Annotated in this window: 14 protein-coding genes; 11 read left to right on the forward strand and 3 right to left on the reverse strand. The window is 37.4% G+C overall.

Annotated elements, in window-relative coordinates; translation table 11 throughout:
• Window positions 1-6: 6 nt before the first annotated feature.
• The gene (rpoN, locus tag BLS35_RS23980; protein WP_090786145.1) at window positions 7-1479 is read right to left on the reverse strand and encodes an RNA polymerase factor sigma-54; all 1473 of its coding nucleotides are present in this window, start codon (window positions 1477-1479) and stop codon (window positions 7-9) included.
• Window positions 1480-1808: 329 nt separating this feature from the next.
• On the opposite strand from rpoN, the gene mscL reads away from it, so the two are divergent.
• From mscL to tsaB, 9 genes are all read left to right on the forward strand, one after another.
• A complete protein-coding gene (gene mscL / locus BLS35_RS23985) occupies window positions 1809-2240 on the forward strand; it encodes a large conductance mechanosensitive channel protein MscL (RefSeq protein WP_090786147.1) in 432 nt (143 codons plus the stop codon).
• Window positions 2241-2460: 220 nt separating this feature from the next.
• Entirely contained in the window at window positions 2461-3231 is a 771-nt protein-coding gene (locus BLS35_RS23990) for a LiaF transmembrane domain-containing protein (protein WP_090786149.1), read from the forward strand.
• Window positions 3232-3242: 11 nt separating this feature from the next.
• Window positions 3243-3608, forward strand: a complete 366-nt coding sequence (locus BLS35_RS23995; RefSeq protein ID WP_090786151.1) for a DUF4288 domain-containing protein — start codon at window positions 3243-3245, stop codon at window positions 3606-3608.
• Between the two features lie 170 nt (window positions 3609-3778).
• The gene (locus tag BLS35_RS24000) at window positions 3779-4651 is read left to right on the forward strand and encodes a sensor histidine kinase (protein WP_254779111.1); all 873 of its coding nucleotides are present in this window, start codon (window positions 3779-3781) and stop codon (window positions 4649-4651) included.
• A complete protein-coding gene (locus BLS35_RS24005) occupies window positions 4644-5381 on the forward strand; it encodes a LytR/AlgR family response regulator transcription factor (RefSeq protein WP_090786153.1) in 738 nt (245 codons plus the stop codon). Before BLS35_RS24000 ends, BLS35_RS24005 begins: the two co-directional genes overlap by 8 nt.
• Before the next feature lie 112 nt (window positions 5382-5493).
• On the forward strand, window positions 5494-5652 hold the full coding sequence (gene rpmH / locus BLS35_RS24010; protein ID WP_015807371.1) for a 50S ribosomal protein L34: 159 nt from the start codon (window positions 5494-5496) through the stop codon (window positions 5650-5652).
• 63 nt (window positions 5653-5715) lie between these two features.
• A complete protein-coding gene (locus BLS35_RS24015; RefSeq protein WP_090786155.1) occupies window positions 5716-6129 on the forward strand; it encodes a ribonuclease P protein component in 414 nt (137 codons plus the stop codon).
• Entirely contained in the window at window positions 6116-6346 is a 231-nt protein-coding gene (gene yidD / locus BLS35_RS24020; protein ID WP_090786157.1) for a membrane protein insertion efficiency factor YidD, read from the forward strand. Before BLS35_RS24015 ends, yidD begins: the two co-directional genes overlap by 14 nt.
• A gap of 37 nt (window positions 6347-6383) precedes the next feature.
• Window positions 6384-7070 (forward strand): tRNA (adenosine(37)-N6)-threonylcarbamoyltransferase complex dimerization subunit type 1 TsaB, encoded by a 687-nt coding sequence (gene tsaB / locus BLS35_RS24025; protein WP_090786160.1) that lies wholly within the window; start codon window positions 6384-6386, stop codon window positions 7068-7070.
• Here the strand turns inward: tsaB and BLS35_RS24030 are convergent, their stop codons facing one another.
• A complete protein-coding gene (locus BLS35_RS24030; RefSeq protein WP_254779114.1) occupies window positions 7071-8420 on the reverse strand; it encodes a DUF5723 family protein in 1350 nt (449 codons plus the stop codon).
• Between the two features lie 107 nt (window positions 8421-8527).
• Window positions 8528-10102 (reverse strand): hypothetical protein, encoded by a 1575-nt coding sequence (locus BLS35_RS24035; protein WP_090786164.1) that lies wholly within the window; start codon window positions 10100-10102, stop codon window positions 8528-8530.
• A gap of 110 nt (window positions 10103-10212) precedes the next feature.
• Here BLS35_RS24035 and BLS35_RS24040 point away from each other — a divergent pair, with 110 nt between their 5' ends.
• Both BLS35_RS24040 and priA read left to right on the forward strand, forming a co-directional pair.
• Complete coding sequence (locus tag BLS35_RS24040; protein WP_090786166.1) at window positions 10213-10599, forward strand: DUF423 domain-containing protein; 387 nt, start codon at window positions 10213-10215, stop codon at window positions 10597-10599.
• Window positions 10600-10601: 2 nt separating this feature from the next.
• On the forward strand, window positions 10602-13076 hold the full coding sequence (priA, locus tag BLS35_RS24045; RefSeq protein WP_090786168.1) for a replication restart helicase PriA: 2475 nt from the start codon (window positions 10602-10604) through the stop codon (window positions 13074-13076).
• Window positions 13077-13160: the final 84 nt, after the last annotated feature.

Genomic DNA, 13160 nt, shown 5'->3' on the forward strand with positions numbered 1-13160 from the left:
AGCCGATTAAAGCTCTTTTCTTAACCGGGCAACGGGGATATTCATTTGCTCTCTGTATTTAGCAACCGTTCTCCTCGCGATGTTATAACCTCTTTCTTTCAAGATTTCTGTTAGTTTCTCATCAGCTAAAGGTTTACGTTTGTCTTCGTTGCCAATACAATCTTCCAGAATTTTCTTTACCTCTTTATTAGAAACCTCTTCGCCACTTTCTGTTTGTATGGCTTCCGAGAAGAAGGATTTTAATAAGAAAGTACCAAATTCAGTTTGTACATATTTAGAGTTGGCGACACGTGAAACAGTGGAAATATCCATATCTATTTTATCAGCAATATCTTTCAGGATCATCGGACGCATTTTGCGTTCATCACCCGTTAATAAATACTCATATTGATATTGCATAATGGCATTCATAGTTTTAAGCAAGGTCTGTTGTCGCTGCTTAATGGCATCAATAAACCATTTAGCGGAGTCCAGCTTTTGTTTTACAAACTGTACCGCTTCTTTTAGTTTTTTATCCTTTTGAGCTGCTTTATCATAATGGTCAAACATATCAATGTACGACCTGCTTACTCTCAATTCCGGTGCATTTTTCGAGTTTAAGGTTAGGATCAGTACCCCATCATTATTGGATACATGGAAATCCGGAATAATCTGCAACTGTTTTGTCGTTACCTGATTAGAGTCCCCTGGTTTAGGGTTTAACCTCAATATTTCTGCGATAATTTCTTTTAAATCCTCACTGTTCAGGTTAAGGGATTTTTCGAGTTTATCGTAATGTTTTCTTGTAAATTCGTCAAGATAATTTTCAACAATAAGGATGGCTTTTACAATAATAGGATTGTTGAGGTCTTTACGTTTTAACTGTAAAGTAAGGCATTCCTGTAGATCTCTTGCTGCGATGCCCGGAGGATCAAAATTTTGTATTACCCTAAGCATCTCAAGAACGTCCTCTTCCTCAACCATAACATTTTGAGAAAATGCAAGGTCGTCAATCATAGAAGTAATGGGTCTTCTTAGGTAACCATCGTCATCTAAACTGCCTATAATTTGCTTTCCAATAATAAAATCCTGATCGGAAAGCGGAACCAGGTCTAACTGTTCCTGTAAACTTTCAAAAAAGGTACTTTCAATAGCTATTGGAGTTTCCTTTTTTTCCTCATCATCGTCATTGTTATTGTATGAGGTGCTGTAGTCATTTACATCGTCATCTTGTAAATAATCGTCAACGTTAAATTCATCCGTATTTTCTTCCTTTGCGCTAGCATCGTATTCTTCCGGTGTATCGTTTAAGTCGTCGTATTCACTCTTAGGCTCTTCAGCTATCATTAAGCTTGGATCTTCCAATGCAGGATTTTCTTCCAACTCTTCTTTTATGCGAGTATCTAAAGCAACTGTCGGTACTTGCAACAGCTTTATAAACTGAATTTGCTGTGGAGATAGCTTTTGAAGTAATTTTTGTTGTAGATGTTGTTTTAGCATAAAATGATAACTAGGTATTTATGTACCCGCTCCAAAAATACACATTTCGTATTGATAAAAGTACTTACGGAAATATAAATCAGGAACGATACTGATAAACAGGTATGAATATTTTAAATTTCACTGTCGATTTGTATTTGACCTGCATAAATACTAAATATTGATTACGGGATCTGTGTAAAAAAAAATAGCTGGAAACTTTATAGTATAACCAATTGGCAATAAAGGAAACAGCAAAATAATTTAAAATATAAGTAAATTTTTGCCTGGTGAATCCTTTGATTTTCCGGGAAAGTTGTTAATTTTATTATATAAATAAATTTATACCTATGGGATTTGTAAAAGAATTTAAAGAATTTGCTGTTAAAGGTAGTGTAATGGACCTTGCTGTCGGTGTGATTATCGGTGGTGCGTTCGGCAAAATTATTGACAGTGCTGTAAAAGATTTAATTATGCCACTGATATCTGCAGTTATTGGTTCGGTAGACTTCAGTAACCTCTATGTGGTATTGAAGGGCACAGTTGGAGCTAACGTACCTTTAGAGGAAGCTAGAAAAGTACCTGAAGCAGTAGTGTTTGCCTATGGTAGCTTTATCAGTGTAGGTATAAACTTCCTTTTATTGGCAATGGCTGTTTTCTTGTTGGTGAAAGGTATCAATTCGTTAAAACGTAAAGAAGAAGCTGCTCCTGCTGCACCTGTTGCTCCAACACCTGGTGAAGCATTGCTTACTGAGATCAGAGACTTATTAAAAAACAAATAGCTCTAGCTATTTATTAGCACATATATAAGGTGCTTATTCGGAAACATATTTTTTCGACTAAGCGCCTTTTGCGTTTCCTGTGTTTTGTTTACCGACAAAATGCTGCAGTTTACCGATGATTTGATGGGATATAAGCTGAGGTTATTTGTAGCGCCTTAATTGTATCTAAATTTGAAACAAATAAAGATTTTGTAAGTCTAAATTTTAATAAAAGAACAAGATGGATAAGTGGAACAAAAGTAGTAGTTCGAGTAGGATATGTAGTGGTTTGGTTATTTTGGTGATAGGGCTGGTATTCCTTTTAAGGAATTTTGGATTGTATATTCCTGGTTGGATCTTTACATGGCCCATGTTGCTCATTGCAATTGGTTTACTTATAGGTTTTAAGCGCAATTTTAATGGAACAGGCTGGCTGGTTATGGTATTGGTTGGTGGATACTTTATTGTAAATGACGTTTGGGGACAGGAAGTTTCGAAGTACTACTTTGGCGGAGCGCTTGTTGTTGCTGGATTAAATCTGATTTTGAGACCAAAAAGTATAGATTATAAGGGTAAAGGCTTTGGTAAACGCTGGGAGCGTAAGTTTGAAAAAAAGTTTGATTTCAAAGCCTCGGAAAAGGAACCATATGCATCATATATCAATGCGGATAGAAACGACGTTCTGGAGTCGGTAAGTGTATTTGGTGGTAGCCATCAACATGTTCATTCAAAAAACTTTAAGGGAGGCGAGGCGATAGCTGTTTTCGGAGGTTGTGATGTGAATTTAACACAGGCAGATTTCGAAGGTACCATAGAGCTTGAAGTGGTAGCCATATTTGGTGGGGTGAAAATTATTATTCCTCCAAGTTGGGAAGTGAAATCGGAAATTGTGGCAATTTTTGGCGGATTGGAAGATAAAAGGTCGCTAGGTCCTGTGAGTGAAGAGCCACGAAAAATCATTAAAATTCAAGGGGTGACGATGTTTGGAGGGGTAGAGATTAGAAACTTTTAAAATTCAAGATCATGAAATGGTTTGTAGTAAGATATATTTATCAGATAATTACCGGAGAAGGTGACCATTCGCCTCAATTTGATGAGCAATTAAGATTAACTATTGCTACAAATTGCGATGAAGCACTTGCAAAGGCCGAGCGCCAGGCCGAAGATTTCCATCGTCCTTTTAGGAATTGCAATGGCGATATGGTAAACTGGAATTTTATCTGTGTGGCAGATCTATATGAAATTGAATCTCCTACCGATGGGGCAGAAGTAGCCTCGGTACTGCATGAGCCTGAAGATGTGAATGCGTTTTTAGATCATGTAAATCAACATAAGACATACTTGCAACAGTTGTTGCCATTTTCAACTCCTTCAATTAAGTTGTTTTGATAAACAGACCACTGTCAATTCCCAGCGTTAAGAAGTTTTCATTACTCATATTTTTGGGCTGGGTCTCAGTGTTTGTTGTGCTTTTTTATTTTACCCTTAATTTTAGCTGGACGATAGCTATTGCCGATAGTCTAATTACCAATGGCCTACTTGCACTTGCTTGCATGTTAATGAGTAATTTACTAGGATATTACCAGCCTAAAAATGAAACCAAAATCTTTGTGCTGGCGCTTAGCGTTATCATGGCGCTTTTTATCACCTTCATGAGCAAATTTTTGTTAGTTTTATTGTTTTCTGATCAAAAGACTTACCTCAGTTTTCTTAATTTTTCACTTTCTGTACGTTTCTTGATTGTGTTTGTGTTTATTGCCTGGTGCGCTCTGGCAAATATTTTATGGTACATGCTTGAAGAGCAATCGGCCACACAGGAGCGCTTACTTGCTGCACAAAATCTTTCTAAAGAAGCCGAATTAAATAAACTACGCCACCAGCTGCAACCACATTTTTTGTTTAATAGTTTAAATTCTGTTTATGCATTAACCATTGTAAATCCTAAAGAAGCAGGTACCATGATCACTAAGCTCGCCGCTTTTTTAAGGGGAACTTTAAAAAGGGACGATGAGGTTTGGGTAACTGTGGCCGAGGAAATGGAATACATTGGACTGTATCTGGATATAGAAAAGGTACGCTTTAGTCACCGATTAAATATTGAACTTGAAATAGCCGAAGAAACCTTAAATTTACGTCTGCCGGGAACGCTTTTACAGCCCATTGTAGAGAATGCCATTAAATTTGGTCTATATAATACTTCTGCCGCGATTACCATATCGGTATTCGTAAAGCTGGAGCAGAATCATTTGGTGATTGTGGTACAGAACCCTTATGATCCGGAGATGAAGGCTACAGAAGGTACAGGATTTGGTTTAACTGCGATCAAGCGAAGGTTATATCTATTGTTTGCCGATGAAAGGTTATTGCAAACAAATGTGAGTACAGTGAACAGGTTTGAAACTACGCTTAAAATACCTCAACAAAATGATTAGAACGATATTAATTGATGATGAGCCTTTGGCCAGGGATGTAGTAAAGCATTACCTGAGTAATTTTCCTGATGTTGAGGTAGTAGCCGAATGTAGCGATGGTTTTGAAGGGATAAAGGCTATTGCGGAGCATCAGCCAGATCTTATTTTTCTGGACATCCAAATGCCTAAAATTAGTGGATTTGAAATGCTAGAGCTAATAGAGAAGCATCCGGCAGTTATTTTTACTACGGCATTTGATGAATACGCTATTAAGGCCTTTGAGGTGAATGCTATTGATTACTTACTAAAGCCTATAGAGCAGGGGCGGTTTGACCTGGCAATGCAAAAACTACCCACACGATTAAATAATATAGATGCCGTTGCTAAGGAGTTGTTGGATGTAGCAGGACTAAGTCCGGCGCAGAGCAATAGGGTAGTAGTAAAAAAGAACGGAGTAATTAAAATTATTGCAGTAGTTGATATTCACTACCTGGAGGCTGACGATGATTATGTAAAACTGAGTACGTCAGAAGGGATTTTTCAGAAGAATAAAACGATGAGCTTTTTTGAAAAAACACTGGAAAGTAGTCAGTTTATTCGTATTCATCGATCATATATCATAAATTTGGCGCAGGTTACAAAAATAGAGCTGAAAGAAAAAGATAGCTATGTAGTGCTTTTAAAATCGGATATATGGCTACCTGTGAGTAAAACCGGGTACATAAAGCTGAAAGCAGCATTAGGGATCTAGCTGAATAACAGTTAATTTAAAAACTATAGCAAAATCTATTTGCAATTGAATAAAAATCACCCTATATTTGCACCTCTTATTTAAAAATATTTAGTCAAGATATAATACAGTTATGAAAAGAACATTCCAACCTTCGCAAAGAAAGAGAAGAAACAAACACGGCTTCCGCGAAAGAATGGCTACAGCAAACGGTAGAAGAGTATTAGCTTCACGTCGCGCAAAAGGAAGAAAAAGATTAACGGTTTCAAGCGAAGGCCGCCACAAAGCATAATTTTTGATTGCAGCACAAGTAGTGTTAGCAGATCAGAATGTCTGCAAATTTGCGATCAAAAAGATGAACACATTTAATAAAGAAGAACGGTTATGTAGCAGGAAATTATTAGACCTGCTATTTAAGAACGGTTCTTCTTTTTTGTTATATCCGTTCCGCGTATCTTATATGTATGTTCCGGTTGAACATGAGTTTCCGGCACAGATAGTGATTAATGTCGCTAAAAAAAGATACAAAAGGGCGGTCGATAGAAACCTGATCAAGCGTCGCAGTCGCGAGGCCTACCGTTTACAAAAGGAGCAGGAGCTGTATATGCTATTGCCCGAATCGGAAGAGTTATTACTGCTTTCCCTACAATTTGTTGGTAAAAAGATTTACGATTTTTCTTTTTTTGAGAAAAAACTGGCCACTACTTTAAAACGGTTGATTGCCAATCTGGAAGCTAAAAAAGCCACAGGAGCAGATGGGAATAATTAAACAGGTTGTAGGCTGGTTCTTCTTAGCACTGATTAGGCTTTATCAGTGGTTTATATCTCCCTTGTTGGGGGCAAATTGTAGGTTTACACCTACTTGTTCGCAATATGGAATAGAAGCCATAAAAAAGCACGGCCCTTTTAAAGGAGGCTGGCTAACTTTGAAACGCATTGGCCGTTGTCATCCTTGGGGTAGTCATGGTCATGATCCTGTTCCTTAATTAATTTTATCTTCGATTATCATTAAATTCCAATACCATGGCCACAATACTTCAAATTGAAACCGCTACCCAAGTTTGTTCTGCAGCAATCTCTGTAAATGGCAATACCATTGCCTTAAAAGAGGAGATGGCCAGTAACATTCATGCAGGCAGTTTGACTTTGTTTATTAAGGAGGTGATGGATATGGCAGGCTTACAGTTTGCCGATTTGGATGCTGTGGCGGTAAGTAAAGGTCCTGGCTCTTATACAGGTTTACGTATTGGGGTTTCGACAGCCAAAGGTTTATGTTTTGCATTGGATAAGCCGTTAATTGCAGTTGATACGTTGCAGATGATGACCGCTGGGTTTTTAGCGCAGCAGAAGGACAATGAAGGGGTGATCTGTGCAATGATAGACGCGCGTAGGATGGAGGTCTTTACCGCAATGTTTGATGCAGATTTAAACTATGTGCTACCTACGGAAGCTAAGATTATTGATGAAAATAGTTTTGCAACTGAGTTAGCAGCAAGTAAGGTTACCTTTATTGGTGATGGTGCAATGAAATGTGCTGAGGTTCTGCAGAATGATCATGCTGCTTTTTCTGACCTTAATTTTAATTCTGCAGCTCATATGAGCCAGTTGGCATTTAAAGCCTTTACAACTGCTCAATTTGAGGATTTAGCGTATTTTGAACCTTTCTACTTGAAAGACTTTGTGCTAACTACGCCAAAGAAAAAGGTTTAATTATCTCTTTTTAGAAAAAACGCTAAACAAGCGTTTGAAAAAACTACTTTCTTCGTCACCTACACCCGGCATTGTACTGCTATTTTGCGGGTGATTTACGACATCTCCAAACTTTATTCCCAGTCCCATATAAAATGATGCGCCATTATAACCAGTCCCAATGGTACGGTCTTGCTTTATTACGCCATTAATTTGTGTAACTGTTTTTAGGAGGTTATCTGAACCTAGAAAGACTTCAAAGTTCGGTGTTTGGTACATACCTTGCATTCCTACTAAAAACAGGTTATTTAAATTATAAGTTGGGATAACACTTAAGGATACTTCTTCGTACTTGATTTTGTTTACAAATGCTACATCCCCTCCTTTGTAAAACAGGTTTTTAGATGCAATAATGCTAGGGGTATAGGTAAGTGGGTAACTTATTGCAAAGGCTTTAGAGACCATAAAATCCACTTTTGCATTAGTTGGGGTGAAGAAACTTTTATGGGTTTCGTTTTCTGTGGCAATATTTGAAATTTTCTTATCGATATCGGATGAATTCATTTCGGGGTCGTCAATGATTAAAGGATCATTGAGATTGTCGAATTTATTATAGTATGAACTTTTAGCCCATCTGATGAAGCCAAGGTCTTTTAAATTGGCCATTAAAAATACACCGCTTTTTGAGGTATAGCTGGTACCAACTGAAAGGGAAAGTCCCGGGTTTTTAAATGTGGGGATTAAATCTTTACTGGAGAAGTCGTCTGCATCGAGAAAACTGGCTTTATAGGTTCCGCTAAGCGATGCAACAAGTGGCTGTGTTGATGAGCCAGGATTGAAATTAGATTTAACGATGCTTAGTTTATTGTAGGCAATACCACTTAGTAAGCTCAGTTTAGCACCAAAGGCTAGTCTTTTATTATAATTTTCGCGGTAGCTAAAACTAAATTGATGGTAAGATTGCTCATATCCGTCATTGTTAAAGGCATTGGTAAAGTCCTGGTTTTGATAACCAAGGAATCTTTTATAGTTATCTAAGATTGCCAGCGTTTCATTGGTGTAATCCAGATGCGCGTCACTGCGTACTTGCCAGGCAAAGCCCATTTCTTTTTGGTACTTATACGATTTAAATATCCTCAAAGTAAGTAAGTAGATATTTGTGTTTTGATGAACGGTATTGATGTCACCGGTTCCTAACTTAAGATCTGATGCATTATATTTTCCTTCGTTGATGATTTTACGGATGAAATCTGAATTTCCTTTATTTGCAGCATTTAGTCCGAAATAGGGCAAGAAGAAGTTCGAGGAGAATTTTCGGGACGAATCTAAGACAAATGTTTTTTGCGCCGGGTTTTCAAAACCATCGAACATGGTTTTTGTATTAAATAACCCGTATTGCTGCGCCTTTATAAATGTGGCATTACAGCTTAAAATAAAGCAAAGAATAAAGTACTTTTTCAACATAGGGATGATTGGTGCTATAAAGCTAAAGAATCTTTTTGTAAAACATCTGGCTGTTTGTTGATTAAGATGTTAGTTTGGAATTTACCATTATCACCACTTAACTGATAAGTGAAAGAATCGTATTTTTTTAATCCTTTGTCTGACTGCAAATGCTTGTTATAAGGTAGGTAAATGTTTTTGCTGAAGATGTCGGTAGAGTTAGTATGGTCTATATAAAAACTAATGCTAGAATTGCCTGGAAGCTGATTGTTTGCGTTGATGTAATTAGGGGTGTTAATTAAAAGGCGGTTACTGTTGTAATTATTTAAGAACGCGGTTAGCGTACTTGCATTGTTTGCAAATACCATGTAATTATCAAGTATGATGTAGAAAGGCCTTTTGAAACCTTCAAATGGCATTCCGAAATAAGCGTACAGTATATCAGCCTCCTTTAGTTGCTTAATTTCGTCAGTGTAATCCTCGCTCAAGTCTATCAAAAGTTGCATGAGTTTGTCGCCATTGGTTAAGTTTATAGCTCCAATTCTCTCCGTTGTACTGAGCTGAAAAGTGATCAACTGGTCTTTGAAGAATTTTGGGAAGATATCATCCATATTAAGATGATATTTGGCGTTGATGTCTGCAATCAATTTGGTTATTTTTTTATCTTCATTTTTGTTTAAAAACCACTGATCCAGTTTTTTTCTCCAGGGCAGGTAACTGTCTATGGCAAAGATTGTGTAAGAAGCAGTGTTGATAGGAAGGATATTCTGGATACTGATTTTTTGTGCGTGTAGATCAGAAAAGAGATTGTAGTAGTTGTTGGGGTCATTTGCTATGGTAGTACCGGTTAGTAAAATTTTGTTATTACTGTAATTGTATGTTAAAGCTGCAAATGCGTTTTGCTTGTTTAAGCTGGAGAGTTCTCCATTTAGTTTGCCAGCAATAATGTTTTTTAACAGCGCGGGTAGCGTATTGAAGTTAATGTATAACTGAGCAAGGCTGTTTTTGTTGAATCGGTTACTGGCCTGGATGTATTCTGCAAATTTATCAGCTTTGTCTTTTAAGGTTTTAGCTAAAATAGTGGTTACCTGCTGCTGAGAATTAGATAGGGCAACGAGGTTTCCTTTTATACCTAGATAAAATACAGCGCTATCTGGCAATGTAAGTTTAGTCAGGTTATTGAGTATTTCTAACTGCGTGCCACTGGCTTTTATGGAGTGGATGAGTTGTGGGGTATGGCTTGGATTATGGAGTTGAGTGAGGCATAAAAAATCTATTTCTTGTTTACTGCCCGGGACAAAGCTGAAATATATGTTTTGGTTTTCTATAGCCTGATTTACTTTTGGCAAATTGAGCAAGTGCTTTTTTAAGGAACTCAGTTGTTGATATTTTTCATCGCCTAGAATTTCATTAAAGAGGTGTTGTTCCTTTAAGATATCCGTTATGCCTTTTTCATTTTCAAAAGAAAATATTAAACCTGAGCTGGAAGTAGCAGCATACAGGCCAATGTCTGAAGTGTTGTGGTCGGCGTTGAGTTTGGAAAAATATAAATAAGCCATCGTAACAATGGCGATAAGCAATAGGATGATACTAATTAGAATCTTTTTCATGTGTTACTTACAAATTTAACTGAATAGTTTGACTATTTAATTTAATCGTAGTGAATACTGGGGAAATGCTGTCAAGTTTGTTAATTTTGTGCTATAAAAGCCGATCAATCATGAGCAGACGTATTATCTTAACCGCATCTTTATTTGGTATCATAGCCGTAATGTTTGGTGCCTTTGGTGCACATACTTTAAAGAGTGTTTTAAGCTCAGGGAGTTTAGAGATTTGGGCTAAAGGGGTTGAGTACCAGTTTTATCATACATTGGCCTTGCTTTTTCTTTCACAGTTAGCTACTGGTAATCAGAAACTGGTAAAATGGTCGTACATTTTCTTTGCTCTTGGTGTTGTGCTTTTCTCAGGCTCGCTGTATTTGTTGGCTACAAGAGCTATTTTAAACATAGCCTTCGTGAATTATATAGGTCCAATTACTCCAATAGGCGGTTTATGCTTTATACTTGGATGGACATTGTTATTTGTTAGTGCATTAAAAAGTAAGTAACAATGGGCGATGGGCTACTGGAATTTAAAGAACGGGAAACACTTTTCGTAGAGGTTGTTTTACCCTTATCTTTAGCTAAAAACTACATGTATCGTGTTCCGTTTGAATTAAACGAACACATCGCTGTTGGAAAACGTGTGGTGGTGCAGTTTGGGAAGAATAAAATCTATACCGCACTTGTTAAAAGCGTTAGTCAGACTGCTCCAGAACATTATCAGGCTAAGTATATCATTGATGTAGTAGATGAGCATCCGATAATCACTGCAAATCAATTGCAGTTGTGGGATTGGATGACGAGCTATTACTTGTGCAATGAGGGAGATGTGATGTCGGCTGCGTTGCCTACTGGTTTAAAGTTAGCCAGCGAGACCATTATTGTAAGGAAGGATGATGAGCCAGTTGAAGAGGTTTTAACGGATAAGGAAAACATTCTGATCAATGCTTTAAATAACCAGAAGCGTTTAACCATTGATGATGTATCTGCATTACTCGGACAAAAAACGGTTTATCCTATTATCAATTCCTTACTTGAAAAAGACCTAATTTATATTGCCGAAGAAGTTGTCGAAAAATATAGACCCTTATTAAAATCATTTGTTTCGCTTAATGCATTTTATCAGGAAGAGGAAAATTTAAAACAGCTGTTCGAAATCCTGGAAAGGGCACCTAAGCAGCTGAATGCGTTATTGTCCTATATAAAGCTTTACAGACAACAGAATTTAATTCCTAAGCATCAACTATTGGAAGATAGTGGTTGTGGACAGGCGGCTCTTAAAACGCTTGTAGATAAAGGAATATTTAAGGTTGATAAATTGCCTGTAAGCAGGCTAAAAGAAAATGATGATGATTTTGTGTTAAACTTTGAACTGAGTGAAGCTCAGGATAAAGCTTTAACGCAGATTGAAACAGAATTTGAGCAGAAGGATGTAGTGCTGCTGCACGGGATAACAGCTTCGGGTAAAACTCAGATTTATATTAAGTTAATTGAAAAGGCAATTGAAAAAGGTGGACAAGTTTTATTCTTACTGCCGGAAATTGCTCTAACTACTCAGATTGTACAAAGGATTCAGCGTTATTTTGGTGATGTTATTGGTGTATACCACTCTAAATTCAACAACAATGAAAGGGTTGAAATTTGGAATAAGGTACTGAATGGTAAATATAGGGTTGTTTTAGGCGCCAGATCTGCCGTGTTTTTGCCTTTTAAAGAGTTGAAACTAATTGTGGTGGATGAGGAGCATGAGTCTTCTTTTAAACAACAGGAGCCATCGCCAAGATATCAGGCAAGGGATGTAGCTGTTTATTTAGCGCATTTACATCAAGCAAAGGCTGTACTGGGGTCGGCTACGCCTTCTCTGGAAAGTTATTATAATGCAGTTAATCATAAGTATGGATTGGTTACTGTGAATGAGCGTTTTGGTGGAGTCGAATTGCCTCTGCATGAGGTGGTAAGTATTTCTGAAGAAACGAAGAAGAAAAAGATGGTTTCTTATTTCTCTTCTAAGCTGATCGATGAAATCGCTAATACTATAGAACAAAAGGAACAGGTAATTCTGTTTCAGAATCGTCGTGGGTATGCTACTATATTGATTTGTGCTACTTGTGGTTTCGCACCAAAATGTGTGAATTGTGATGTAAGTTTAACCTATCATAAAACCAGTGGTAAGCTGCATTGCCATTATTGTGGATATCATCAAAGTAGCATTAATATTTGTCCAGCTTGCGGCTCGGTACATATCGAGCAAAAAGGTTTTGGAACGGAAAGAGTGGAAGAGGAACTAAGCCTTGTTTTTCCTGATGCTAAAATTGCGCGGCTGGATGTGGATAGTACCAGAACCAAGAATGGCTTGCAGCAGATCATTTCTGATTTTCAGGAAAAGAAGACGGACATTTTGATTGGTACGCAGATGGTGGCCAAAGGTTTGGATTTTGATAATGTGACTTTGATTGGGGTGATTAATGCAGACACGTTATTTAATTATCCTGATTTCAGGGCATTTGAAAGGAGTTATCAGTTGCTAGCTCAGGTTGCTGGTCGTGCAGGAAGAAGAAATAAGCAGGGTAAGGTGATTATACAAGCTTACGATGATTCGCATCGTATCATTAAGCAGGTGATAGAAAACAAATATCTTGAAATGTATAATGAAGAGCTTGCAGAGCGTAAGATGTTCCATTATCCTCCTTTTACGAGGTTAATATTTATCAATATAAAACACAAAGATCAGGATCTTTTGAATGTTGCTGCTCAGCGTTTTGCTACGGCCTTAAGGCAGCAATTGGGTAAGCGGGTATTAGGGCCAGAGCAGCCTATTGTAGCTCGGGTAAGGAATTATTACATCAAACAGGTGATCATCAAAAGTGATAAAGATACTTCCATCCAGAAAGTGAAATCTATTCTTAAAGATACCATCTTACAATTTCTAAGCGAAAAGGATTATAGGGGGGTGAACATACAGGTTGATGTTGATCCTTACTAGATTTTATTGGGATTGATCCTGTGCTGATTAGACTTCCTTTACTTATTTAGACCCGAAAAGATTGAGTTATTAGTTTTCAAATCG

The sequence above is a fragment of the Pedobacter sp. ok626 genome, from assembly GCF_900100435.1.
GTDB lineage: Bacteria > Bacteroidota > Bacteroidia > Sphingobacteriales > Sphingobacteriaceae > Pedobacter.